Here is a 26,477-nt window from a genome sequence, read left to right on the forward strand (position 1 = left end):
CTTCTATTAATTAAAATCTATTTAAAAAATGGATATCTTTGTAAAGTAAAAAATAATTTGAAATGCAAAAATTCAACAATCTTAAATTTCTGTTTTTTCTGTTTGTCTTTTTTGTTAGTTCTGTAAGTGCACAGAATGCAGAGGGTATGAGAAAAAGCGGCGGAAATTTTAAAACAAAGACAGCTGAAGAGAAAGCTCATTCTCATGGGTTTGACAGATGTAGTGCTGACGAATATGAAGATTATCTGAAAGCAAAGTATCCTGCGAGAATGACTCCACAGGAATTTGAAGCTTGGCTTAAACCATTGGTGGAAGAGGCGAAAGCGAATAAATCTCAGTCTGGTAGTATTATTACCATTCCGGTGGTAGTACACGTGATCCATAGCGGACAGAACGTAGGGGTAGCTCCCAATATCACAGATAATCAGGTAATCTCACAAATTACTGTGATGAATAATGACTTCCGAAGAATGCTTAATACACCGGGATATAATACCAATGCAGTGGGCGCAGATACTCAGATTCAGTTTGCCCTGGCCAAAGTGGATCCCAATGGAAATCCTACCAACGGAATCAACAGAGTAAATCTCTGCCAGGACAGCTGGGGAACAGATGAGATTGATGATTATGTAAAACCAACAACCATTTGGGATGCTACACAATATATGAATATGTGGAGTGTAAATTTCTCAGATTCCAGTCTTTTGGGGTATGCTCAGTTTCCTTCAAACTCAGGTTTAGGCGGTTTGAATGCTAACGGAGGTCTTGCTAACACAGACGGTGTAGTTGCCAATTTCAGTACTTTTGGCAGCAGTACGTATAATGATGGTAGTTTTATGTTGTCGGCACCTTATGATAAAGGCAGAACAATGACTCACGAGGTAGGTCATTTTTTAGGTTTAAGACATATTTGGGGAGATACTTCATCCTGCGTTGTTAATGCTACCGACAGCAATAATGATTACTGTTTAGACACGCCAGCAGCAGCAGGGCCTAATTATAACTGTGTTGCTGTAGACTCCTGCCCTTCAAGCCCCGGCAGTGATATGATACAGAATTACATGGATTATACTGTTGATACCTGTATGAATATTTTTACAGTCAATCAGACAGCGAGATTAACAGCAGTAATGAACAACTCTCCCAGAAGAAGTACACTGAAAACTTCAACGAAAGATGTTGCAATCCCTTTATTTGCAAACGATGCAGAAATTAAAATCGACGGCGGCTGTTTAGCTGGTGTCTGTGGTGGTGGAGTTCTGCGTTTAAACCTGTACAACAGAGGAACTGCAAATCTTACCTCAGCAGTGATTTCATATACCTTTACAGGTGGCCCTTCGCTTACTTATAACTGGACGGGTAACCTTGCACAGGATAAATTCAGCTTGATTACCATTCCTGTAGATCCTGCTGTGCCTACCTCTCCTGTTACCACAACAATTACATCAGCAAACGGAGGTGCAGATCAGAGAGCGTCTAATAATACAAGCACAGGAACTTACATTAAACCTACCAATCCTGAATATTTCAATACAACTACTGTAAATTTTGCTCTTCAGAGAGACCTCTATGGTTCTGAAACAAAATGGACTCTGAAAAACAGTGCCGGTACAGTATTATACAGCGGAGGACCTTATGCCGATACTGCAAGTCTTCCTGCTCTTTTTACCCAGACATGGACGCTGCCTTTAGGTTGCTACGTATTTGCAATCTCTGACGCGTATGGTGATGGTCTCTCAAGTTTTGACGGAGGTTATGTAACTCTTACTACAAGCTCCGGAACAGTAATCTACACCGGAAGTGATGATATTTTAGGATATGCCACAAAATCATTTACCAACCAGGTATTGTCCGTAAATGATGTTAAGGAAAAGACTTTCAGCATTTATCCTAATCCTGCCAGCGATGTTTTAAATATTCAAAATGTTTCAGATAAAGCCACATTTGAAATTCATAATGCTGTAGGACGACTGGTAAAATCAGGGAAAATAGAAAACGGCCAGGTAAAGGTTGCAGATTTTGTAAAAGGAGTTTATGTGATTACTGTAAAAGATAAAAATCTTGCAGAGACACTTAAATTTATTAAGAAATAAAAAAACAATCTTTTAATAACTGAACCTTCGATAATTCGGAGGTTTTTTTATTTCTAAATAGCTGCAAAATGTTAAAAATTAAATAGTAAGTATTGATTTGCAAGATTATGCTTACATTTGGATGTTAAAAATTTACAAATAATTCAAAAATAGTTCATCTTTATGAAAAAACTTATTACTGCTTTATTTTTAAGTGCGGTAGGTGGTTTTGCATTTGGACAGTGGTCTCCCGTTAATCAGCGGAAATCATCTGTATCAGATCCTACCCAATTAGAATACAAACTTGATATTGCCAAGATTAAGAGTCAGCTTAAAAATGCTCAGGAAACGGGGCTTGGTGCAAAGCCGGTAGAAATAATGCTTCCCACGCTTCGTGGCAAGATAGAGAGATTTGCTGTTTACAGCTTTCCGGTGGTAGTAAAAGAACTGGCAGAGCAATATGATTTGGGTTCTTATGTAGGAGTAGGTATAGACGATCCTACAAAATCTGTGAGATTTTCTTTAGCTCCAAATAATTTTCAGTCTATGATCATTGGGGGTTCCGGAGATTACGAATTCATTGAACCTTTGATCAGTGACAAAACTACCTACGGAGTACATGCAAAAACAAAAGCTACAGGAGGTAAAAGTTTTATCTGCAGTACAGAGGAAGGCGCAGCTGCTGTAAAAGAAATTGAAGAGATGGCAAAGAAAGGTAATTCTTTCAATAATCAATTCTCAGATTTTTCTAAAATGTCAGACAAAAAATACCGAACCATGAGGTTGGCAATGTCTGTAACAGCAGAATATACAACATTTCACGGTGGAACGGTTGCAGGTGCTTTAGCGGCAATTAATGCTACATTAACCAGAGTTAATTTTGTTTTTGAAAAAGACTTTGCCCTGCATCTGAATCTTCAGAATTTTCCAAACGTCATCTATACAAATGCCGCTACAGATCCTTATTCTGACGGTGCCACAGGTTCTGGCGGTGCATGGAATGCTGAACTTCAATCTACACTTACAGCAAATGTTGGTAATGCCAATTACGACATTGGTCACCTGTTTGGTGCATCTGGCGGCGGCGGTAATGCCGGTTGTATAGGATGTGTATGTGTTAATCCTTCAACGCCTGTTCCTAATGGAAAGGGATCCGGGTATACTTCACCCGCCAATGGAATTCCACAGGGAGACACTTTTGATATTGATTACGTAGCTCATGAGATGGGTCATCAGTTAGGTGCTAACCACACCTTTACAACTGGTTACGAGGGTACAGGTGTAAATATGGAGCCGGGATCTGGTTCTACAATTATGGGATATGCCGGTATTACAGGTGCAAACACAGATGTGCAGCCAAATTCTGATGCATATTTTCATAAGGCAAGTATTACGCAGGTGCAGACCAACCTGAATACAAAAACCTGTGATGTGGAAACAACTGTAGCAAATGATGCGCCTGTAATTGCAGCGCTTCCTACCTACACCATCCCTAAAGGTACTGCTTTTGTGCTTACAGCGTCTGCTACTGATGCACAGAATGACCCGTTAACCTACACATGGGAGCAGGTAAATAATATTACTGCATCATCTCAGCTTATTAATAAAACCAACTTAGGTACTACTACGTATGGTCCGTCGTTCAGATCAATTGCTCCTACGACCAGTCCTACCAGATATTTTCCTAAGTTGTCATCCGTAATCAATGGTGTATTGGATAACTCCAATAATCAGTGGGAATCTGTTTCTATGGTTGCCAGATCATCAAAGTTTGCTGTTACTGTAAGAGATAATCATCCTACAACTACTCAACAGCAGACCCAGTTTGCTGAACAGACCATTACCGTAGGCGATGATGGACCTTTTAAATTGACTACAGGTGGTTTCCTGTACAGTACAGCAACCAATACAATTACCTGGGATGTTGTAAATACAGCGGGTGGAGCATATAACTCTCCAAACGTGAAAATTGACTATTCTACAGACAATGGTGCTACCTGGACTGCTCTTTTGGCTACAACTGCCAATGACGGTACAGAATCTGTAGCAGCTTTCCCTGCAGCACTTAACGGTCAGGCAGTAGCACTAAGAGTTTCTTCAATCGGAAATGTCTTTTATGCTGTGAAAAAAATGACGGTAGCGGCGCAGGCAACTTGTGGTACAGTTATTACAGGAGTTGTGGTTTCAAATATAACGCCTTCATCAGCATCAGTAAACTGGCCTGCCGTAACAGGAGCAACGTCTTACGTAATCCGTTACAAAAAGACCACCGATACAGCTTGGCAACAGACTACTTCAACTACCAACAGTGTAAATATATCCAGCTTAACGGATGGAACTTTATATGAGGTACAGGTAGCATCTGTATGTGGAACACAAGGGCCATTCTCTGCAAGTGTTAATTTTACAACTTCCACTATATCTTACTGTACAATTACTGCTACAAACTCGCCTCAGTTTGAGTATATTTCTAACGTAACGTTGTCTTACAACGGAACTACTTTAATGACGAATACGTCAGGTCCGTCAAACTACACAAACTATACTACCAATACTGCTTTACAAAGTACATTGGCAGCTGGCAATACCTATGGACTGTCAATCACGGTGGCAGCTCCGGATTGGGATACATCTGCAGTATTTATAGATTTTAATGCGAACGGAGTATTTGAAAGCACAGAAAGAGTGTTGAATTATCCTACGGCAGTGCCTACAGCTCCAATTACAGGTACATTTGCAGTTCCTGCAACTGCAGTAACAAACATTCCATTAAGAATGAGAGTGATTCTTTACTACGCAGGAGCTACTAATGCAGGATTGTCACTTGGCGCCACTTTTGCTGGTTGTGGTACATTCGGATATGGGGAAGTGGAAGACTACAATGTATTGGTACCATCACTTGGTATTAATGAAACTTCTTTAGTTAAAAATAACATTCAGATCTATCCAAATCCTGCTACTGATGTATTGAATATCACAAAAGTTTCAGAGAAAGCTAAATTTGAAATTCATAATGCAGTTGGGCAGTTGGTTAAAGCTGGAAATATCAGTAATAATCAGGTAAGAGTAGCCGAACTTGTAAAAGGCACTTATTTGATTACGATTAAAGATAAAGACATAGCAGAGACTGTTAAGTTTATCAAAAAATAATTTTGTTCAATAATTATTCAAAAACCTCAGAGATTTCTGAGGTTTTTTGTTTTGGGATATTCGAAGAAAAAATCTAAAAACATCAGGAAATTTTTATTTTAAATTGAATTATTCAATCTAATAGGAACGTTATTTATATTTATTAATAATATTTCCGCAAAAAAATAATTTTATTTTTTACGATAATCATTAAAAATGATTAGCTTTGTATCTAATATAAAATTTTATAGCCTATGAACAAATTCTTTACATCTTTCTATTTTTCAAATCCAATTAATCATCTTACACAGCATGCTGTGAAAAGGATGTAACACTTAATTCTAATTTTATGTATAACTCTCAAATCTTAATAGATTTTAATATTTTAATAATATGAAGAAGATTTTACTACTTTTTTCATTGATACTGGCGTTTTTTACGAATGCTCAGGTAAATTATTCACAAGATTGGACAGCCACTGGTCTTAGTAACTGGACTACCACTTCTTCTGTCTTTAGTAGAATTGCTACAGCAGGACAGATCTGTGGTACCACAGGAGGAACCATACGGGGCAACAGATATAGTGGAAATGAAGGAGATTTCACTTCTCCGAATATTCCTGGGAATAATCAGGGGCTTGTTACAATGTCTTTTGATTATAAAGTTACTATCTGGTCGGCAGGTACCGTAGCAACCACTCTTCCTAATCTTGGTACAATTGATGTGCAATATGCAAGCAATGCAGGAGGACCATGGACTACAGCATATACTGTAAATTCAACAAATCACGTTGTAGCAAATACATGTGCAACAAGAACTGTCACCTTCAGCCCTAATGCAGGTAATTTATTTGTAAGATTCTATGTTAAATCTGCTGCTTCCGGAGACAACTATTATTACTTTGATAATGTTACCATGACTCAGGGTGCAGCTCCTACTTGCTTAGCACCTTCAGCAATTACACTTGTAAATGTTGCGGCCACAACAGCAAATATTTCATGGACTGCTCCTACGCCTGCTCCGGTAAATGGTTATGACGTTTATTATAACACCACTGGTGTAGCGCCTACAGGTGCAACTATTTTAAATGCAACCAATTCTGTACAGAGTACAACGAATACAGCCACTATATCTGCGCTTACACCTATCACAACGTACTACGTTTGGGTAAGAGCAAAATGTGCCGCTGGTGATATGAGTACCTGGACTCCAATGCCTGCTTTTATGACATTGTGCGTACCAGTGACTGTTCTTCCATGGACTGAAAACTTCGATGCAATGACGACTTTGGGAGCAGCTATTCTCCCTCCATGCTGGAAAAACGTTACCGGGACTAGTGCCTGGACGTCTTCAAATGCAGTGTCTTCCACTACATCTCCTGGTCCTAGATCTACACCAAACTATGTGAGAATCCAGTACGGAAATACCAATGCAAGTCAGCTTTGGAGTCCAGGTTTTGCTTTGACTGCAGGCGTTACTTATGAATACTCTTTCTACTACCATACGGGGGGTACAGGTTCTTCTCAGATAGGATATACTGGAAATGTTTTAGTTAATACCTCACAGTCTGCTACTGGAGCAACCAATTTAGGAGGCTTTATCACAGCAACTCAGGGAACAAGTGCTTATACTCAATACAAGGTTTATTTTACACCTACAGTGAGTGCAAATTATAATTTTGCAGTAAATGTTTCTTCAAACTTTACACCATGGTACTTAGGAGTTGATGACTTCAAATTGAGAGTTGCACCTACCTGTTTAGATGTACAAGGTTTGGCTATCACAAATACTACTACTACAAGTACAACAGTACAGTGGACAGTACCAACACCTGCACCAGCAAATGGTTACGATGTGTATTATACAACCAACCCTGCAACTCCGCTTGCAACGGTTACTCCACAGTTTTCAGGAGTTGCTGGTCCGTCGCAGCTAATTGGCGGCTTAACTCCAAGTACAACTTATTATATTTGGGTAAGAGCAAGATGTAGTGCTACAGATATTGGTGACTGGACGGGCCCATTACAGATCTATACTAATTACTGTCTGCCAACAGGTGGATCGTCTTCAACTACTTATTATCTTAATAACATTACTACAACCACTGGCTTTACAAATATTGCTTATACAGCAACTTCTTATAATGCATACGTGAATAACTCGGCGCAGAGTTTCTCTGTATTGCCGGGAGCATCTGTAAATGTTAACCTTGGAGCAACATCTGGTACCCATTACTTCCACGCGTGGATTGATTGGAACAATGATTTAGTATTGGATCCGTTAACAGAAATAGTATATTCTTCAACTTCATATCAAGCATCAGCTCAGTTTACTATCAGTTCTGTTGGTAGACCCTCTGGATCTTACAGAATTAGATTTGCTCAGAGCTATATTGGTGCAGTTACACCTTGTGGACCGGCTGCTTATGGAAGCTACGTTGATTACACCTTTATTATTAGACCTTGTTCTGTAGTAGCACCTACCAATGTTACAGTTACAGGTATTACGCAAAATGCAGCAACTGTAAACTGGACTGCATCTGCAAACAACCTTGTTTATAGAGTATACTGGAGATTAGCTGGAGATCCAACTTGGCCAAATTCTTCACCACTTATCAACGCACCTACAACAACATACAATATCACAGGTCTACAGCCTGCGAAAGCGTACGAAGTGAAAGTAGTAGCAGTATGTAACACGAATGAAGGAACCGCTCCTACGGTAACTTTCACTACAACGTGTGATCCTACGCCACCAAACGTCGTGGTAAGTAATATTACTTCTACTTCAGCATTGGCTACGTGGAATCCGTTAGTAGCAAGTGCGAATTATGAAATCAGATGGAGAGTTGTAGGTACACCGGGATGGTTTACTCCTCAGCCTCCGGGAACTCCTCAGCCTCCACAGAACAGTTATTTAATGCAGAATCTTGAATCTTTCAAAACTTATGAAGTTCAGGTAAGATCTATCTGCGTAGGAGCGTCTACAGGAAACCCTTGGTCTAATCCTCAGGTATTTACTACCATCAGAGTTTGTTCTATACCACCTCCAGGCTTAACAATTACTCAGCTGAATCCTACAAGTGCTGAAGTTACATGGGAACCTTATACAGGAACCGGTGCTACAAACAGCTATATCCTGAGATACAGAAAAGTAGGTATTCCAAGCTGGACAACTATTAATGTTAATAATGCAAATACATACACAATTACAGGATTATTAGAATTAACGAAGTATGAAATGCAGGTAGCAAACGTTTGTACAGGTACTCCTGGAAACTTTACTCCACTGTATTATTTCACAACTCCTACAGTTACGTATTGTGCGATGTCTTCTACAGTTTCTGGTACTGAATACATTAATAAAGTAACAGTAACACCTTATCAAGGTACTGCATTTGTAAATACTACAACTGGTGCACCGTACACATACTATCCAACAAATTTAGATGGTAAAGAACTTGTGCTGGTTCAGGGAACTCAAGGCAACGTTATCAAAGTTGACAAAACTTCTTCTTCAGGTACAAATACCGGTGTTGCAGTTTGGATTGATTTCAACAGAAATGGATATTTTGATGTAAACGAAAAAATCATGTCTAACGGACCAAATAATGCAGATACGGCGAGTGCAGCCTTTACAGTTCCAGATGATGCTTTCGTAAGTATGACAGACTACAAATATGTAGTAATGAGAGTGGCTATGCAGAAAGACGGTATCCCTGTAAACTGTACCAACTTCCAGAATGGAGAGGTAGAAGATTACAAAGTGAGAATAGTTAAGCAGGCTGTAGTAAATCCACTCAATCAAACTGATATAATGATTTACCCTAACCCGGTAAGCACAATCCTGAACGTGAAAAACATTAGCAAGAAAGCTAATTACAAAATCTACAGTTCAGCAGGTCAGTTAGTTTCTGATGGATTAATCCTGAACAACAAGATTGACGTTAGCAGATTAATCAACGGTTTATACGTGATTGAATTGGTTGACGGTGATAAAACTGTTCAGAAGAAATTCATTAAAGAATAATTAATCACTTATTTAAATAGAATAAGCTCTCAGAAATGAGAGCTTATTTTTTGTGGTAAAAGTTCCAACGGAACGCCTTGACAAAAGCTTGGATGCAATCTCCTATCAATAGAAACGTTGATTATTGTATCTATAAGATGAATTTATTTATAAACAAAATCCCACTGAAAAGTTTCAGCGGGATTTCTCTTTATTCAATGTCAAAAATAACTTTTTCAGTTTGATCTTTTAAGTCATCTAAATTGGTGTTGTTGTAAATGACACAATCAGCAAGTTTTATTTTTTCTTTTTCCGGCATTTGTTTTTCCATAACCGACTGTACTTCACGATATGTTTTTCCGTCCCTATCCATCACCCTTTTGATTCGAATGTTGTCTTCGGCAGTTACTAAAATCGAGCGGTAACATTGTTTGTTTAATTTTAATTCAAACAGTAAAGCCGTCTCTTTGAATACCAGATATTTTTCCTGTTTCTTTACCCAATCTTCAAAATCAATGCGTACTGCAGGATGAATGATTTCATTAAGAGCCTGAAGCAACTCACTGTCATTAAAAACCATTTCTGATACAAACTTGCGGTCGTACAGTCCTTTTTCATTGTAGGATTGCGGACCGAGAAGTGCTTTGATTTTTAATTTTAATTCTTCGTTATCGTTCACAATCTCTTTAGCACGGTCATCTGAATAATAGACAGGAAATCCACACTCTTCAATGAATTTTGCCACAGTGGTTTTTCCGGAACCAATGCCTCCCGTCAGACCAATGATTTTGGATGTCGATAAGGGATCGGGTTCTGCATTTTGAGCTTCTGAATGTAATTCTTCCATAGTATTTTAATATCCAAAAACATCATTAAAAGTAAACGTTTCATCAAGACGAACCCCTTTTTCAGTCATTTTTAAACTTGCCAATTCGTGGTGAGCGTCGTGTTCGAAAAACAGAAGATAATCATTATCCACGCATTGTTTCAAAAACTTAGCCTTTTCCTCAACCGTCAGTAAAGGTCTTGTATCGTAACCCATCACATAAACCTGCGGAATATGTCCCGTTGTAGGAATCAAATCCGCCGCAAAAACAATAGTTTTATCCTGATACTGAATGACAGGAAGCATCTGTTTTTCGGTGTGCCCGTCCACAAAAATAACATCCATTTTCAAATCCGGTGCGAAACCGTAATTCCCGTTGGTTGGGAGCGGTAAAAAATTCAACTGTCCACTTTCCTGAATAGGTAAAATATTTTCCTTCAAAAAGCTTGCTTTCTCTCTTGGGTTAGGCTCGGTTGCCCATAGCCAGTGGTTTTCATTCGTCCAGAACTGTGCATTTTTGAAGGCCGGTCTGTAGCCTGATCTGTCATCATTCCATTCAATGGCACCACCGCAGTGATCGAAGTGAAGATGGGTAAGAAAAACATCAGTAATGTCTTCCTTCACGAAACCGTACTTCTTCAGATTTTTATCCAAAGTATCGTCGCCCCAAAGCGAATAGTGACCGAAAAATTTATCGTCCTGCTTATTTCCCAAACCGCAATCAATTAAAATTAATTTTTTGCCGTCTTCCACAAGCAGAGATCTTGTTCCGAGTTCAATTAAATTTCTTTCGTCTGCAGGATTGGTTTTCTCCCACAAACTCTTTGGGACGACCCCAAACATCGCTCCACCGTCGAGCTTAAATTTTCCGCATTGAATTGGATATAGTTTCATATAAGTTTATTATTTTATGTTATTGATTTTAAATTATGGTGCTGCAGTAATATTGAATGAATTTCCAATTTTTTAAGTTAAAAGAATGAGCACATCAAAATCTTTTTCCTTTAAAAAAGTTCCCCCGGATTTCTCGGCACAGCAATATTCAAATGTTTATAAGCCTTTTCCGTCACTTCTCTTCCTCTCGGAGTTCTGATGATAAAACCTTCCTGAATCAAAAACGGTTCATACACTTCTTCCAGCGTTTCAGGGTTTTCTGCGATGGATGTTGCCAAAGCTGAAATTCCTACAGGCTTTCCTCTGAAGTTTTCAATCATCACACGCATGATTTTATTGTCCATTTCATCCAGTCCAAATTCATCAACGTTCAGAGAATTCAGGGCATATTTTGTGATTTCAATTTCAATTTCACCGTCACCTTTGATTTCAGCGAAATCACGTACTCTCCGCAGTAAAGCGTTGGCAATTCTAGGTGTTCCGCGGCTCCTTCTTGCAATTTCTATTGCGGCATCCTCATAAATTTTCACACCTAAAACTCGTGCACTTCTGATGATAATCATTGACAACAGTTCAATCGTGTAATATTCCAGTCTGCTTTGAATACCGAATCTTGCCAGCATCGGCTTGGTCAGCATTCCGCTTCTGGTCGTTGCTCCTACTAAGGTAAAAGGATTCAGACCGATCTGAACACTTCTCGCATTCGGGCCACTTTCGAGCATGATGTCAATTTTATAATCTTCCATCGCAGAATAGAGATATTCTTCTACAACAGGCGACAGTCTGTGAATTTCATCGATGAAAAGCACATCGTTTTCCTCAAGATTCGTCAGTAAGCCGGCTAAACTTCCTGGCTTATCCAAAACAGGACCTGAAGTGATTTTGCAGCCAACTCCCAATTCATTGGCGATAATATTCGCCAATGTGGTTTTTCCCAAACCGGGCGGCCCATGTAAAAGCACGTGATCGAGAGCACCGCCACGTCTCTTGGCAGCGCTGACGAAAACTTCAAGATTCTCCAGTGTTTTTCGCTGTCCTGCGAAATCTTTAAAGCTCTGCGGACGAATCTGTTCTTCCTGCATCAGCTCCTCATTGGAGTAATTGTCTTTGTCTGGATGTAAAAAATCGGGCATTAATTCAGTTTCATTTACCGTAAAGATAACAATTTTAGGTTTAGGCAAAGGTTGAGATGGTATAAATTTTCGCCAAATCCAAAGTTTGGAATCCGGACTGTTTTACATTAAACCAATTGATATATTTTAAGTATTTTTGAAATGAAAATTGATGAGTTGCGCTTTTCAGCCTTAATCTCAACCTTAACCTAATTTTTAATGAAACTAATTGGCCCTTTCAGGCAGGTCGTTACACTTGCCAATCTCCCTTTAAGAGGAAAAATTTCAGACGAACAGCTCGAAATTATTGTGGATGGCGGAATTTTAATTCAAAACAATATGATCCGGCAGGTAGGAAATTTTGAAACGTTAAAATCTGAAAATCTAAATATCGAAATTGAAACTGTCGAAGGCGTACAAATCGCGCTTCCCGCTTTTGTTGATTCCCACACGCACATCTGCTTCGGCGGAAACCGTGCCAATGATTTTGCCATGAGGAATGCCGGGAAAACATATCTCGAAATTGCCGAAAGTGGAGGCGGAATCTGGAGTTCTGTTCAACATACAAGACAGGCCTCTGAAGAAGAATTACTCAGAACGCTTTTGGAGAGAATTGATTTTTTAATTTCTCTTGGAATTACAACGATTGAAGTAAAAAGCGGTTACGGTTTAGATGTAGAAAACGAACTGAAAATGCTTCGGATCATTAAAAAAGCACAGCAGCAGACAAAAGCGACTTTAGTTCCAACCTGTCTTTCAGCTCATTTAAAACCAAGAGATTTTGAGGGAACAAACGAAGAATATTTAAATTATATTTTAACCGAAATTTTACCAAAAATAAAGGAGGAAAAACTGGCAGACCGCGTCGATATTTTTATCGAAAAATCAGCATTTCAGCCGGAAGAAAGTAAAGAGTTTTTACTTAAAACTAAAGATTTAGGTTTTGAAATTACCGTTCATGCTGACCAATTTACGCCGGGAAGTTCGAGAATCGCTGTGGAAGTTGGAGCAAAATCTGCAGACCATTTGGAAGCCACAATCGATGAGGATATTGAGTTTTTGGCAAACTCAGATACAGTTGCAACAGCTTTACCTGGTGCAAGTTTAGGTTTAGGAGAAAAATTTACTCCTGCAAGAAAATTACTGGATGCCGGATCAATTGTCGCCATTGCAAGCGACTGGAATCCCGGTTCAGCGCCGATGGGAAATCTGATTACACAGGCTTCCATCTTAGCAACATTCGAAAAACTGACGACAGCTGAGGTCTTGGCAGGAATGACTTTCCGCTCAGCTTTTGCATTGAGTTTGGAAGACAGAGGAATATTGAAAGAAGATATGAAAGCTGATTTGGTTACCTTTAAAACAGATAATTTCCAGAATGTACTGTACAATCAGGGAAGTCTGAAGGCAGAAAATGTTTACATTGACGGTGAAAAAATAAAATAAAATGGGGATTTTCAATAAAGTTTTCGGAAAGAAAGAGAAAAACGGGGAAGTCGAAATCAGGAATTATAAAGATTTTTGGGATTGGTTTTTAACGAAAGAAAAGGATTTTTATGAAGTCATTAAAAATCATAAAAACATAGAGAAAGATTTTTTTGATGAAATTTCGCCTAAACTGAAACAGCTTAATGAAGGTTATTATTTTCTGTGCGGAATGAGTGATGATGCAGTTGCAGAATTAATAATTACAGCAGATGGAGATATCAAAAATATTGTTTTTGCAGAGGAAATTATCGCTGAAGCACCAAAGCTGGAACACTGGAAATTCACAGCACTGAAACCCGAAATGAATCTCGACCACGGAATTAAAATGGATGGAAGAGATTTTTCGCAGGATAATATTTTTTTCTATTCCAATAAAATCGAAGGATATCCCGACGAGATTGATGTAACTTTTGTTTATGAAGGCTTAACTGAAGAAAACAAAAACGACTGCGTAACCGGAGTCTGTATTTTTCTGGATAATTTTCTGGGCGAGCTCAATTTTGCAACGCAAATCGACACGTTTAACGTCATCGGTAAAGATGAGGCTGAAGCTCAGCTTGTGCCTGTTTCCAAATTAAAAGATTTTTTATCGTGGAGGGAGAGAGAATTTATTGAAAAATATAAAAACCTCAAAGATATCGGTGACGAAGATGCTTACTCGGTTTTGGAAGCCGTCCTTAATAACGGATTACCGTTGATTGCCACAGTAAATACCACTGCACTGAACTACGAGTCCAAAGCATCCTACCCTTGGATTTCTACTCTGAAAATTGAATATAACGGAAATGAGAACAACGGCCTTCCTGAAAGCAGCGATTATGAAAAGCTGGACAGTATCGAGGAAAGTGCTTATCAAAGCCTTAAAGATGAAGGTGGAAGCGTTTACATCGGGAGAGAAAGTGCCAATAATATAAGAGAGATTTATTTTGCAAGCAAAGATTTCAGAAAAGTGTCAAAGGTTTTGCAAAACATCATAAAAAACCATCCTGAATACAAAATGTCACTCGAAATATACAAGGATAAATACTGGCAGAGTTTTGAACGCTATAATGTAAATCAAAATTAAATAAAATGATTTGGCAGGGAAGGAATGACGGTGATGAATTATTGCATCATAGAATATTTCAGAGAGTAAAAGAGGAATGTAATTACGATTCTGTTTCAACTAATGATTTCGTTTTACACGGATTCGCCGTTGACGAGGGCGTTCGCAGAAATAAAGGAAGACAGGGTGCGAAAGATGCGCCGGATGTCATCCGAAAAAACATGTCTAATTTTCCGGTGATCCGTCCGGATTTTTCACTGCTGGATTTTGGAAATATTACCTGTGAAGACGGAAATCTCGAAAATACACAGAACGAGCTGGCAAAAGGTGTTTCAAAAGTGTTATTGAAAGGCGGCAAATCTTTGGTTATCGGTGGCGGTCATGAAGTAACTTTTGCCCATTACCGCGGTGTAAAAACGGCTTATCAGGAACAGAAAGTAGGAATTATTAATTTTGATGCCCATTTCGATAACAGACAACCCGAAAACGGAGTGGGAGCAAGCTCAGGAACCGGTTTTTGGCAAATTGCACAGGAAGGAGAAATCAATTCTCTTCATATCGGCATACAGAGAAATTCAAATACATTGAAACTTTTCGATACCGCTCATCATTTCGGAATGAAATACATCCTTGCAGATGAATTATTTTTTGAAAATATTCCGTCGGTTCTCGAAAGAATTAAAGAACTGATGGATTCTGTAGACGTTTTGTATGTAACAATTTGCATGGATGTTTTCAATGCTTCAATTGCTCCCGGAGTTTCCGCGGCTGCGTACAACGGTATCTTTGCTGATGCTGCTTTTATGAATATTTACAGACACGTTCTGAAAAATAAGAAGCTGGTAGCGCTCGATATCGCAGAGGTGAATCCGCATTTTGATATTCAGGAACGTACGGCAAGATTGGCTGCGGGTCTGGCTAATGAGTGGTTTATGATTTGATGATACTTTCGATTGCTGATTGAGAAGATTGACAGTCATAGAAAAATCTGCTAAATTATCACAATCTGCGTGAGATTTTAATAGGATTCAGTCAGACAGTTTTCATTGAAAGTTTTAATTATTTTAACCTTAATAAATACAATTCATAGAATTTATCAGTAATAATAAAAGTTATAAGGAACAAAATTTGTTGCCTTAAAAATGCTTTATCCAAAAGCAGAAGATTCTGAACCGAATCTTTAAAAATGGAAATCTAACATGGAAAATTTAATAGAAAACAAGCTTCTAAAAGCTGACAAAGCTTTTCAGGAATGGAAAAAAGTTCCGTTTGAAGAAAAGCAGAAACTCATTGCAAAAGCTGCAGAAATTTTTAAATCAAAATCTGATATTTTCGGCGAAATCATTACTAGTGAAATGAATAAGCCCATTTCTCAATCTGTTGCAGAGGTTGAAAAGTGTGCATTAATGATGAATTATTATGCGGAAGCAGAAAACATTTTAAATCCGGAGAAAATTGATTCCGAATACAGTATTTCAGAAATTCAGTACGTTCCCAAAGGTGTCATTCTCGGTGTGATGCCGTGGAATTTTCCTTTCTGGCAGGTTTTGAGATTTGCAACACCTGCTATTTTAGCTGGAAATACTGTGGTTTTAAAACATGCCTCAATCTGTTTCGGTAGCGGAAATGAAATTGAAAAAGTTTTTATTGACGCCGGTTTTCCGGAAGGCGTTTTCCAGAATCTTGAAATTGGTCACAAAGAAGTTCAGGAAGTTTTGGAACATAAAACCATTCAGGGTGTAAGTCTTACCGGAAGCGAAAAAGCAGGAGCAGAAATTGCCGCAATCGCCGGAAAAAATATCAAAAAATCTTTATTGGAATTAGGTGGAAGCGATGCTTTTATAGTTTTGGATGATGCCGATTTGGATGCAGCTGCAAAAGTTGGGGCGTTGGCAAGACTTCAGAATTGCGGACAAACCTGTGTCGCTGCGAAAAGATTTATTATTCAGAGAGCTGTTGAATTTGATTTTTTACCAAAATTCATCGAAGAATACAAAAAATATGTACCTGCCGATCCTAAATTGAAGGAAACAAAATTAGGTGGAATGGCAAGACCCGATCTGGCGGATGATTTGGAAAAACAATATCAAAAAGCATTGGATAATGGTGCAGAAGCAATTCTTCCATTGGAAAGAATTTCTCAAAATGAATTTAATCCAGGGCTGATAAGAGTGGAAGAAGGCAATCCGATTTTGCAGGAAGAATTATTTGGTCCTTTAGGAATGATTATGATTGCTGAAAATGATGATGAAGCACTGGAAATGGCTAATAATATTCCGTTTGGTTTGTCTAATTCTGTGTGGACAACTGACAAAAAGAGACAGCAGTTTTTCATCGAAGGATTAGAATCGGGAACGGTCAACATCAACAGAATGACGAGTTCAGATCCCCGTTTTCCATTCGGCGGAACAAAAACATCAGGCTACGGAACCGAACTTTCTTTACATGCTTTGAAAGAATTTGTAAATATTAAAACAATTATAGGAAAATAAAATCTCTTGCTTTTAAATTTAAACCATTAAGATTTGTAAGTGAAAGAGATTGGTTAAAAATCAATGATTGATTTAAGCGCATCGCTTAATTATTTTATCTTGGTAACTATACAAATCTCTATCAAAAATTACTTAACAACTCAATGTCATTAATGGTTCAAAATTGAATCCTAAAATCAAAATCTCCCGAAAATTCCGGGAGATTTTTTTAGGTTAAAAAATGAATTATATAATTTCCTGTGATTTTTTACTTCGGTTAAAAATCCAGAATATAATTGGAAAAATAAGTAAGGTAAGAACGGTAGCCGTAATTAAACCTCCAATGATCACGATGGCCAAAGGTTTCTGAGATTCCGAGCCAATTCCTGTGGATAAAGCTGCCGGCAACAATCCGATGGATGCCATCAAAGCGGTCATGATGACAGGTCTTGTACGGGATTTTACACCATTAAACACTGCTTCGTCCAAAGGCAAACCATTTTTCACATTCTGATGGAATTCGGTTATCAGGATTACGCCGTTTTGGATACATATTCCCAAAAGGGCAATCATTCCGACGCCGGCAGAAATCCCGAAATTCATTCCTGTTAAATGAAGTGCTATAATTCCTCCAATTAATGCAAATGGCACGTTGGCCAAGACTAAGAATGAATCTTTCATATTTCCAAAAAGAATAAAAAGCAGGAAAAATATTCCTAAAATACTGATAGGAACTATTTCTGTTAATCTTTTTGTAGCCCGCTGCTGGTTTTCAAACTGGCCTGTCCAGCCCACTTTATATCCTTCAGGAAGATCAATTTTTGCGACTTCTTTTTGAGCATCAGAAATTGTTCCGCCCAAATCACGGTCACGAATTGAGAATTTAATCCCGATATAACGTTTAATATCATCTCTGTAAATAAATGCAGCCCCGTTATTTTTTTCAATAGTTGCCACCTCTTTCAAAGGAATCATCGATCCGTCCTGTGTAGGGATCATCAGTGAAGCCATATCGTCCTCATCTTTTCTGTACTCATGAGAATATCTCAGACGAATCGGGAATTTTCTTTCACCATCGTACATTTCGGAGGCTGTTTTTCCTCCAAAAGCCATTTCCAGAACGGTTTGTGCATCTTCGGGCATCACGCCGTATGCCGCCATTTTATTTCTGTCCCAAACTACATTTACCTCTGGCTGACCGATATTTTTAATAATTCCGGCATCGCGAACACCGTCAACATCTTTGATTGATTTTAAAACTTTATCTGCCAGTTCGTCCAAAGTCTGAAGATTGTCGCCGTAAATTTTAATTCCGTTTTCAGCTTTAAATCCGGCAACAGCTTCTGCCACGTTATCAGAAATCGGCTGTGAATAATTAAAGGTAATTCCCTGATATTTGCTCAGTTTTTTATCAATTTCTTCCGTTAGCTGTTCGTAGGTGATCTTTCGGGACCATTCACTTTTGTCTTTCAGATTAACAGCGAACTGTACAAATCCAAATCCATTCGGGTCGGTTCCGTCGTTGCTACGTCCGGTTTGGGCTAAAACATCAGTCACCTCCGGAACGCTCATAATGTCTTTCTTCAGAATATCTGCGGTTTTTAAAGATTCATTCAGCGAAGAACTCATCGGCATTTCGGCGGTAATCCAAAGGGAACCTTCATTGAGCTGAGGTAAAAATTCTGTTCCTAAAAATTTCCCCGAAAATAAAGTCACGACAACAATTGAAATCGAAACAATTAAACTGATTTTCTTGTTTTTAAATGTAAATCTGAAACCTCTTAAAACAATTCTGTCCCAGAAATTTACAAACGGATTGTTCTTTTCTCTTACATTTTTATTTAAAAGCAAATGCGTCAGTACGGGAACTAAAGTAAGGGTGAAAATCAAAGCTCCCATCAGCGCAAAACCGAGTGTAAATGCTAATGGAGAAAACATTTTGCCTTCTACTTTCTGAAACGCAAAAATGGGAATCAGAGAGGTGATGATAATTAATTTTGAGAAGAAAATTGCTTTTCCCAAACCTGTTCCTGTCTGTTTGATCCAACCCGCCTTTGCCATTTTGTTGAATCTTTCCGGACCGTATTTTTTGGCTTTATGGTCGAGCATTACGAAAATTCCTTCCACCATCACCACAGCTCCATCGATGATAATCCCGAAATCTACTGCTCCGAGTGACAGTAAATTGGCGCTCATCCCGCAAAGCTTTAAACAAAGGAAAGCAAACAGCAATGAAAGCGGAATAATGATGGAAACGGTAAGCGTCGTTCGCCAGTCGGCCATGAATATTAAAACAATCACGGTCACAAGGATGATTCCTTCGAGCAAATTATGCATTACGGTTTCTGTGGTAAAATCCATCAGGTGGTCACGGTCGTAGAACGTTACCATTTTCACATCTTTCGGAAGAATTTTTTCGTTAAGTTCTGCAATTTTAGCTTTTACACCTACCAAAACTTCACGGGGATTTTCTCCTTTCCGCATCACCACAATTCCTTCAACAGTGTCGTCGTGCTTATTCAATCCCGCCTGTCCAACTCTTGGTCTCGAACTTTCGTGAACTTCGGCAACATTTTTTACGAGAATCGGGTTTCCGTTATCATTTTGAATGGTAATATTGGCGATATCATCCGTCGACTGCACCAAACCGATTCCACGAACCACGTAGGCCTGTCCGTTTTTTTCAATAACATCGCCACCTACATTCAGGTTACTTTTCGTAACTGCTTCATAAACCTGCAGCGGTGTCAGATTGTATTTATCCAAAGCTCTCGGGTCGATACTCAGCTCAAAAACCTTGTCCTTACCACCGAATACATTGATATCTGCCACTCCCGGAACGCCACGAAGTGCTCTGTCGATGACCCAGTTCTGCAATGTCAGCAATTCACGGGAATCTTTTTTCTTACTTTCCAGCGTATATCTGAAAATCTCTCCGGTCGGGCCATAAGGTGGCTGTACTTCGGGATCGATACCTTCGGGAAGGCTGATGTTTCTAAGCTGATTGTTGACCATATTTCGGGCAAAAGTATCATCAACGCCATCGTCAAAAAGAATTTTTACAATCGAAAGACCGAACATTGTAGTACTTCTCACACTTGTTTTTTTCTGAACAGGACTCATCGCCAGCTCAATCGGTGTGGTTACAAAACGCTCTACTTCTTCAGCACTTCGGCCATCCCACTGCGTGATGATGACGATTTGGGTGTTGGTAACATCAGGAAAAGCCTCGATGGGCATATTTTTAAAACTGATAAATCCCGCCACTGCCAAAACAGCGACCCAGATAAAGGTAAATGCTTTGTTTTTAAGTGAAAATGAGATTATATTTTTTATGAATTTATTCATGATAGAATTTAAAGGTTTAAACTAAAAGCTAAGTTGAAAGATTTAGTTATTTAAAGATCGGTAAATGAGCAGCTGATTATTGGTAATCACGCTTTCACCTTCTTTCAAACCTTCAGAAATGTAGGTGATGTCTCTGTTTTGTTTTAAAATCTGAATTTCTTTAATTTTAATATCATTTCTTGATTTAAAGACCACCACATAACTTCTGTTGTCATCAAAAATAACAGCTTTTGAAGGAATTGAAAAGGCAGTTTTATTTTCTGATTTAGAAACTTTTATCGTCGCTTTACTATCCGGAATCAGCAGACCGTTGGCATTGTCTAAAACCACTCTCGCCTGCATGGCATTGGTTTCCGGATCTATGATTTTAAAGATTTTATCGATTTTTCCGTTGAAAATTTTATCGGGATAGGAGAGTGTAGAAACCTGTGCTGGCATTCCAATAGTGATTTTGTCGATATCAGATTCATTGATATTCATGATTGCCCAGACGTTTGTAGTATTGGCAACATCAAAAATATTTTCGCTTCTGTCACTTCTCAGCTGCATGTCTTTGTTGATGTCTTTGTGAACAATGTATCCGTTGATCGGAGCTAAAACACTGTAGATATTTCCGTTTTTTACATTGTAAACGGTACTCACCGCGCTTGCTCTCTGAAGCTGATCCTGCGCTTTTTGTAACTGACTTTTTGCTTCCAGAACTTCTCTTTCTGTATTCAGTTTACCATCGTACATTTCTTTGGCGACACGGAGATTATTCTGTGCAACCACCATATCGGTTTTGGCATCACTCACTTCACGCTGTACTTCAGCCAGTTCGGTACTTCTGATGGTTGCTAAAACCTGACCTTTTCTTACATAATCACCTAATTCCACATTTACGCTCATCACATTTCCGCCAACCAAAGGGAAAACGTCGATGTATGAGTTTTTATCTGCGGATATTTTACCGTAGAAACTGTAAAAATCTTCAATAATTCTGCTTTCTACTTTAGCTGTAGAAATAGATTCAAGCATCGTATTACTTAGCTCAAAACCTTTGGGCTCAGGACTTTTTGGCTGTTCAGATTTTGAACATGACCATAAAAGAATTATCGAAAATATGGGGATAAATAATTTTTTCATTTTAATAGAAGATTTTAGTTTGTACAAGTAAATTGAGGTTTTCGGCAGACTGAATCAGATCGTTTTTCATGTCATACACCTGAAGTACGGTCTGTCTGTAGGTTTCCATAAAGTCTGTAAACTCGATCAGGCTGATGTTTCCGTTTCTGAAATTTTTAAGAATTCCGCTGTAGACTGTTTCAAGATTATTTTGATCTGCAATTTTTATCTCTGAAAGCTGATCGAAATTGTTTTTCCAGATTTTATAAGCTGCCTGCACTTTCGTTTCAAGAGAAAATTTTTGATACTCAGCATTTTTTTCGTTTTGCTGAATAGCAAATTTTGCTTTTTCTACATTTCCTTTATTGCTTTTCCAGAGCGGGATCGGGATTCCCACCATCAGGTTGACCTCATTTCTGAAAGTTCCGCTTGCCTGGTCGTACTGGGCACCCAGATTAAGATCGGGAACGTTCATTGATTTCTGCCACTGGGCATACAATTTACTGTTGTCAATCAGTTTTAAGGTATATTGATAATCGGCATTAAACTGCAAAGCCTTTTCCTGCAAAGATTCTTGGTCACCAAAAGGCTGCGATTCTAAAATTTCTTTCACTTCCTGATCGGTCATCTGTGGTTCAATCGAAACTTTAATCCCTGTAAGAATCTGAAGATTTTGCTGAACTTCAAGAATCTCTCTGTTGATATCCGTTTTATCTGAATTCAGCTGTACCACGATGCTTTGAAGACGTACTTCGTCTTTCAGAGAAACATTTCCTTTTGCCGACTGTACTTTGTAAGCCTTTAAAAGCTCATTCATATACCCGAGCTGTTTGGTAATACTTTCCAGTTTCACTTTTTGGTAATAAAGATTGAAATAAGCCATGTGAAGCTCCGTTTTTAAGCTGGCTAAAAGTTGGGTAAACTGTAACTGTGCGAGTTCTTTATTGGATTTTGCAAAAGCGATTTCGTTTTTCTTTTTTCCGCCAAGGTAGATCAGCTGTGTAACTTCGGCACCTTTGGCTCTTCCGGCATCAAAAGCTCTCTTATCTTCGGGATTGTAGGCATTGATGTATCCGCTCAACTGTGGAAGTTCCCATATTTTTGACTGGATAATATCGGCATCAGCCATATTGATATTATACTGCTCAGCCAAAAGCTGAAGATTGTTCCGCTGAAAGGCTTCCTCACAATCCCGAAGTGACATTTGCTGCTGTGCGGCCACAAAAGACGAGACAACAAGCAATAGTCCTGCAAATTTGTTCATTTATCATTATTTTAATGACAAAAGTGCAGCTACACGATTAAAACGAACTTAAAGGTGGCTTAAAAAAAAATTAAATTGTGAATTTGTTTAAATACAAATAAAATTTCTGCAGGGTTTGGATTTTTAAGTTTCAACAAAAATTGATTTAATTCAAATGGTTAATATTTAGAGCCGGTTTAAAAATTATTAAAAATAAATTTTCAGGTCATTTTTCTTTTCCCCCAACCCTAAAGGGTGGAAAAATGCCTGGAAAATTTCATCAAAATTAACTCCCTTTAGGGTCGGGGAAACTAATTTTTACGAAATTTAAACATGCTCCTAAATTTTCCAATTTTATTTTTTATCCGTCCTTAAATTCACCGGCATCAGTTTAGTAATTCATGCGGGTGAATTTATCAATTTATGCGGATGAGTTTGTCAGTTCATATGCATAAATTTTCAGGTACTTCGAAAGCCCCATGGATAATGGATATCTTATTTAGTAAAAATAACGGTGAATTTATTTAATTTTTCAGAAGGCGAGGAATACAAAATGTTGGCTCCGTGGTATTCCAGAATTCTTTTTACAATTCTTAAACCCAAGCCGGAACCGGAGATGTTTTGTGAATTATTGCCCCTCGTAAAAGCGTCAAATAAACGGGACTGCTCTTTTTCGGGAATGGTATTTCCAAATGAGATCACGTCTATGGTGATATTACTGTTATCTTCATCGAGCAGAATATTCACTTCTTCGTTGTCTGAATAAATTGCTGCATTTTTAAGGAGGTTTACAAATACGATCACCAGGAGAGACTGTACGCCGCCGATGGTCAACAGTGCCTCTTCAGTAGATTTTGCAGAGATATTGAAATCCATTTTCAGTTTGGGGAAACTCTTTTTTAAGCGGTCGAAAGATTCAAAAATAACTTCATCCACACGTACTTCCTCATAAATCGTCTGAATATTCTCTTTATCAAATTTTGTAAGCAATAGAAGTGAATTGGTAAGATCTGAAAGCAGGTAAACATCTCTCAACATCTGCTGAAGTCCCAAGAGGGTAGTGGGAGAGTGCTCTTCAAGTTTGATCAGATTTTCTATCTGGAAAGCAATTCTGGTAATCGGGGTACGGATTTCGTGAGAGGCACTTGACGTAAAATCTTTTTGAGACTGAAAAACATCGTTTAATCTGATGATCATAGTATTGAAAGATTGCGCAAGAATGCTGATTTCGTCTTTAGCATCTTTCACCGGAAGCTGTGTATTCAGTTTATGAGCCGTAATCTCTGATACTTCCTGATTGAGCTGCTCAAGCGGATGAAGAAATTTCCCCATAAAATAATAGCTGAAAAACCCGATGAGCAGGGTACTTGTAATGTAAGCCGTTATTAAAAGGTATTTGAGATAGGCCATCTTAGACATACCGGTACTGTCTTTAGCACTTGTAAGAATATAGTAGTTTTCGCCGTTAATAAGCCTCTTTGCGGCATAGATTTCGGGAACTGTTTTATCGGTGTATACAGATTTCTTTTCATCAAGTTCTGCTAAAAGTTTGGGATCCCAGGTTACCTTTTGATCTTTAAGGGTAGAATAAATCAGCTGTTTCTGAGCATTGAAAATGAGAATCTTCTCATTGAGCAGTACATTATCTGAATTTTCATTAAAAAAAACGGGAGCTTCCTCTTCAAAATCTTTAGACTTTAAGATAAAATGAGAAGTAAATTCAAGCCTCTGAACAAATCTTTCTTTAAATTCTCCTCTCCGGAAATCATTAAAAAGGATATAAATAATCACCATCACGATCCCCAGTAGAATCGAAAAGGTTATGCTTAACGTTAAAGCGATTTTCCGTTTTAAAGACATTTTATAATGGACTTAAATAATACCCGAAACCGGATCTTGTATGAATCAGTTTCACTGGAAAGTCTTTATCCAGTTTTTTTCTTAAGAAGTTGATGTAAACCTCGACGGTATTGGTGTTGGTATTAAAATTATGTTCCCAGACGTGCTCTGTAATCTGTTGTTTAGAAACCGTTCTGCCCTGCGCTTCGGCAAGATAAACCAAAAGCTGAAATTCTTTTAAAGTAAGGGCAATTTCGTTTCCTGATCTGAACACTTTCTGTTCGGTTTTATTGATGATGAGGTCGTCCACTCTGATGATGTCCTGCTCTATGTCTTCGGTTTGCGTTTTTCTTCTGAGAAGAGAGTTTATTCTAAGCAGAAGTTCTTCAAACTGAAAAGGTTTTACCAGATAATCATCGGCAAGCCTGTTGAAAGCATCTTTTTTATCAGAAAGATCGCCGTAAGCCGACAAAATAATAATAGGTGTGGTCTTATCGAAAGTTCTTAAAGTCTGACATACATCAAGTCCGTTCATTTTCGGAACGTTAATATCTAAAAGATACAAATCGTAAGAACTGTTTTTAATCTCCCTTAAAAACGTTTCGCCGTCGAAAACTTTACTGCAGGTAATTTGATTGGATTCTAAAAATTTGCACAACTCTGCAGAGAGGATAAGGTCGTCTTCCAGTAAAAGGATATTCATCAGGAACTAATTTTATACGAAATTAGAAAAAATAATTTTGATAGGGATTGAAAATGGGATTTGAGAGGAAGGTTTAATTAAATTTTAATTATGATTAAGTTTTTTTCCCACTACAGATTTTAATGAAAATCCATTTATATCTTAATGCTGATTTCACAGTAGTTTTGTCATTGACTACGTCGGATCTTCGATTTCCGTAGGAATCTAAACCGATTATTTTATCATGCTGAGATTCCTGCGGAATGACAAACAAGCCAGAGAAGTCTGTTACTGCTAAAATAAATTCACGAAACTTTTTTAAAATGGATGTAGATTCAAATCAAAAATAAATAAAATGTCTGAGCACTATCAGAAAAAAACAGGTACACAACTTCAGGAAACAAAAAAATCCCGAAGAAATCGGGATTTGCTGTGAGCCAACTACGGGACTTGAACCCGTGACCTCTTCCTTACCAAGGAAGCACTCTACCGCTGAGCTAAGTCGGCCTTAAACAAAAAATCACACCAAAAGCGTGATTAAATGTTGAGCGGAAGACGAGGGTCGAACTCGCGACATTCAGCTTGGAAGGCTGACGCTCTACCAACTGAGCTACTTCCGCAATTTTGTTTCCAAAATTATTGGTAANAGCGGAAGACGAGGGTCGAACTCGCGACATTCAGCTTGGAAGGCTGACGCTCTACCAACTGAGCTACTTCCGCAATTTTGTTTCCAAAATTATTGGTAAACGCTATACAAACTTAGGCTTTAAAACTTCTGTCTGCAAGTTTTTTATTTGAATATAAACCGTGGGGAGAGCAGGATTCGAACCTACGAAGCCGAAGCAACTGAGTTACAGTCAGTCCCATTTAGCCACTCTGGAATCTCCCCGAGTTTATATTAAAATGAGCCAAGGTGATTGTAAATAATCTCCCCGAGTTTATATTAAAATGAGCTTCCAGAGGGACTCGAACCCACGACCTGCTGATTACAAATCAGCTGCTCTAGCCAACTGAGCTATGGAAGCATTTAATATTTATTCTAAACCGAACGCTGAGAGAAAATCTACTCTGCAACAAATCCAGCAGTAAAAAAATCAACCCCTGGAGGTGATGTTGAGCGGAAGACGAGGGTCGAACTCGCGACATTCAGCTTGGAAGGCTGACGCTCTACCAACTGAGCTACTTCCGCAATTTTGTTTCCAAAATTATTGGTAAC

General features: G+C 38.4%; 15 protein-coding genes and 6 tRNA genes. 7 read left to right on the forward strand and 14 right to left on the reverse strand.

The genetic code is table 11. From position 1 onward, the window contains the following. Positions 1–62: 62 nt before the first annotated feature. From ASG31_RS17415 to ASG31_RS17425, 3 genes are all read left to right on the forward strand, one after another. On the forward strand, positions 63–2,093 hold the full coding sequence (locus ASG31_RS17415) for a M43 family zinc metalloprotease (RefSeq protein ID WP_056035844.1): 2,031 nt from the start codon (positions 63–65) through the stop codon (positions 2,091–2,093). A gap of 162 nt (positions 2,094–2,255) precedes the next feature. After that, positions 2,256–5,222: a reprolysin-like metallopeptidase gene (locus tag ASG31_RS17420; protein ID WP_056035846.1), complete on the forward strand. Its 2,967-nt coding sequence runs from the start codon at positions 2,256–2,258 to the stop codon at positions 5,220–5,222. Between the two features lie 372 nt (positions 5,223–5,594). Next, on the forward strand, positions 5,595–9,230 hold the full coding sequence (locus ASG31_RS17425; RefSeq protein ID WP_056035849.1) for a fibronectin type III domain-containing protein: 3,636 nt from the start codon (positions 5,595–5,597) through the stop codon (positions 9,228–9,230). Positions 9,231–9,420: 190 nt separating this feature from the next. Here ASG31_RS17425 and coaE read toward each other — a convergent pair whose 3' ends face one another. From coaE to ruvB, 3 genes are all read right to left on the reverse strand, one after another. Further along, on the reverse strand, positions 9,421–10,056 hold the full coding sequence (coaE, locus tag ASG31_RS17430; protein ID WP_056035855.1) for a dephospho-CoA kinase: 636 nt from the start codon (positions 10,054–10,056) through the stop codon (positions 9,421–9,423). Positions 10,057–10,062: 6 nt separating this feature from the next. Next, on the reverse strand, positions 10,063–10,929 hold the full coding sequence (locus ASG31_RS17435) for an MBL fold metallo-hydrolase (RefSeq protein ID WP_056035857.1): 867 nt from the start codon (positions 10,927–10,929) through the stop codon (positions 10,063–10,065). Between the two features lie 110 nt (positions 10,930–11,039). Next, positions 11,040–12,062 carry a Holliday junction branch migration DNA helicase RuvB gene (ruvB, locus tag ASG31_RS17440; RefSeq protein WP_056035892.1) on the reverse strand — a complete coding sequence of 341 codons (1,023 nt, stop codon included), beginning with the start codon at positions 12,060–12,062 and terminating at the stop codon, positions 11,040–11,042. 198 nt (positions 12,063–12,260) lie between these two features. On the opposite strand from ruvB, the gene hutI reads away from it, so the two are divergent. From hutI to ASG31_RS17460, 4 genes are all read left to right on the forward strand, one after another. Next, positions 12,261–13,487, forward strand: a complete 1,227-nt coding sequence (hutI, locus tag ASG31_RS17445; protein ID WP_056035859.1) for an imidazolonepropionase — start codon at positions 12,261–12,263, stop codon at positions 13,485–13,487. A gap of 1 nt (position 13,488) precedes the next feature. Then, the gene (locus tag ASG31_RS17450) at positions 13,489–14,595 is read left to right on the forward strand and encodes a DUF695 domain-containing protein (RefSeq protein ID WP_056035862.1); all 1,107 of its coding nucleotides are present in this window, start codon (positions 13,489–13,491) and stop codon (positions 14,593–14,595) included. Between the two features lie 5 nt (positions 14,596–14,600). Next, on the forward strand, positions 14,601–15,515 hold the full coding sequence (gene hutG / locus ASG31_RS17455) for a formimidoylglutamase (protein ID WP_056035865.1): 915 nt from the start codon (positions 14,601–14,603) through the stop codon (positions 15,513–15,515). A 258-nt stretch (positions 15,516–15,773) separates the two neighbouring features. Continuing rightward, positions 15,774–17,066 carry an aldehyde dehydrogenase family protein gene (locus tag ASG31_RS17460; protein WP_056035870.1) on the forward strand — a complete coding sequence of 431 codons (1,293 nt, stop codon included), beginning with the start codon at positions 15,774–15,776 and terminating at the stop codon, positions 17,064–17,066. Positions 17,067–17,291: 225 nt separating this feature from the next. Here the strand turns inward: ASG31_RS17460 and ASG31_RS17465 are convergent, their stop codons facing one another. From ASG31_RS17465 to ASG31_RS17515, 11 genes are all read right to left on the reverse strand, one after another. After that, entirely contained in the window at positions 17,292–20,393 is a 3,102-nt protein-coding gene (locus ASG31_RS17465; RefSeq protein WP_056035873.1) for an efflux RND transporter permease subunit, read from the reverse strand. 42 nt (positions 20,394–20,435) lie between these two features. Then, positions 20,436–21,518: an efflux RND transporter periplasmic adaptor subunit gene (locus ASG31_RS17470; protein WP_056035895.1), complete on the reverse strand. Its 1,083-nt coding sequence runs from the start codon at positions 21,516–21,518 to the stop codon at positions 20,436–20,438. A 1-nt stretch (position 21,519) separates the two neighbouring features. Beyond that, positions 21,520–22,761: a TolC family protein gene (locus ASG31_RS17475; protein ID WP_082504624.1), complete on the reverse strand. Its 1,242-nt coding sequence runs from the start codon at positions 22,759–22,761 to the stop codon at positions 21,520–21,522. A gap of 474 nt (positions 22,762–23,235) precedes the next feature. Further along, complete coding sequence (locus ASG31_RS17480) at positions 23,236–24,600, reverse strand: ATP-binding protein (RefSeq protein WP_056035875.1); 1,365 nt, start codon at positions 24,598–24,600, stop codon at positions 23,236–23,238. A gap of 1 nt (position 24,601) precedes the next feature. After that, a complete protein-coding gene (locus ASG31_RS17485) occupies positions 24,602–25,282 on the reverse strand; it encodes a response regulator transcription factor (protein ID WP_056035878.1) in 681 nt (226 codons plus the stop codon). 414 nt (positions 25,283–25,696) lie between these two features. Further along, positions 25,697–25,768, reverse strand: a tRNA-Thr gene (locus ASG31_RS17490). A 40-nt stretch (positions 25,769–25,808) separates the two neighbouring features. Continuing rightward, positions 25,809–25,881: transfer RNA gene (locus ASG31_RS17495), tRNA-Gly, on the reverse strand. A gap of 27 nt (positions 25,882–25,908) precedes the next feature. Beyond that, positions 25,909–25,981 (reverse strand) — tRNA-Gly (locus tag ASG31_RS17500). Positions 25,982–26,069: 88 nt separating this feature from the next. Further along, positions 26,070–26,150, reverse strand: a tRNA-Tyr gene (locus ASG31_RS17505). A gap of 62 nt (positions 26,151–26,212) precedes the next feature. After that, a tRNA-Thr gene (locus ASG31_RS17510) sits at positions 26,213–26,286 on the reverse strand. A gap of 91 nt (positions 26,287–26,377) precedes the next feature. Further along, positions 26,378–26,450 (reverse strand) — tRNA-Gly (locus ASG31_RS17515). Between the last annotated feature and the right edge of the window lie 27 nt (positions 26,451–26,477).

The organism is Chryseobacterium sp. Leaf404, from assembly GCF_001424145.1.
GTDB lineage: Bacteria > Bacteroidota > Bacteroidia > Flavobacteriales > Weeksellaceae > Chryseobacterium.

What these genes read in the sequence shown, in the direction of transcription:
- ASG31_RS17415 (WP_056035844.1), top strand. Translation starts at nt 63, where the DNA reads ATGCAAAAATTCAACAATCTTAAATTTCTGTTTTTTCTGTTTGTCTTT.
- ASG31_RS17420 (WP_056035846.1), top strand. Translation starts at nt 2,256, where the DNA reads ATGAAAAAACTTATTACTGCTTTATTTTTAAGTGCGGTAGGTGGTTTT.
- ASG31_RS17425 (WP_056035849.1), top strand. Translation starts at nt 5,595, where the DNA reads ATGAAGAAGATTTTACTACTTTTTTCATTGATACTGGCGTTTTTTACG.
- coaE (WP_056035855.1), bottom strand. Translation starts at nt 10,056, where the DNA reads ATGGAAGAATTACATTCAGAAGCTCAAAATGCAGAACCCGATCCCTTA.
- ASG31_RS17435 (WP_056035857.1), bottom strand. Translation starts at nt 10,929, where the DNA reads ATGAAACTATATCCAATTCAATGCGGAAAATTTAAGCTCGACGGTGGA.
- ruvB (WP_056035892.1), bottom strand. Translation starts at nt 12,062, where the DNA reads ATGCCCGATTTTTTACATCCAGACAAAGACAATTACTCCAATGAGGAG.
- hutI (WP_056035859.1), top strand. Translation starts at nt 12,261, where the DNA reads ATGAAACTAATTGGCCCTTTCAGGCAGGTCGTTACACTTGCCAATCTC.
- ASG31_RS17450 (WP_056035862.1), top strand. Translation starts at nt 13,489, where the DNA reads ATGGGGATTTTCAATAAAGTTTTCGGAAAGAAAGAGAAAAACGGGGAA.
- hutG (WP_056035865.1), top strand. Translation starts at nt 14,601, where the DNA reads ATGATTTGGCAGGGAAGGAATGACGGTGATGAATTATTGCATCATAGA.
- ASG31_RS17460 (WP_056035870.1), top strand. Translation starts at nt 15,774, where the DNA reads ATGGAAAATTTAATAGAAAACAAGCTTCTAAAAGCTGACAAAGCTTTT.
- ASG31_RS17465 (WP_056035873.1), bottom strand. Translation starts at nt 20,393, where the DNA reads ATGAATAAATTCATAAAAAATATAATCTCATTTTCACTTAAAAACAAA.
- ASG31_RS17470 (WP_056035895.1), bottom strand. Translation starts at nt 21,518, where the DNA reads ATGAAAAAATTATTTATCCCCATATTTTCGATAATTCTTTTATGGTCA.
- ASG31_RS17475 (WP_082504624.1), bottom strand. Translation starts at nt 22,761, where the DNA reads ATGAACAAATTTGCAGGACTATTGCTTGTTGTCTCGTCTTTTGTGGCC.
- ASG31_RS17480 (WP_056035875.1), bottom strand. Translation starts at nt 24,600, where the DNA reads ATGTCTTTAAAACGGAAAATCGCTTTAACGTTAAGCATAACCTTTTCG.
- ASG31_RS17485 (WP_056035878.1), bottom strand. Translation starts at nt 25,282, where the DNA reads ATGAATATCCTTTTACTGGAAGACGACCTTATCCTCTCTGCAGAGTTG.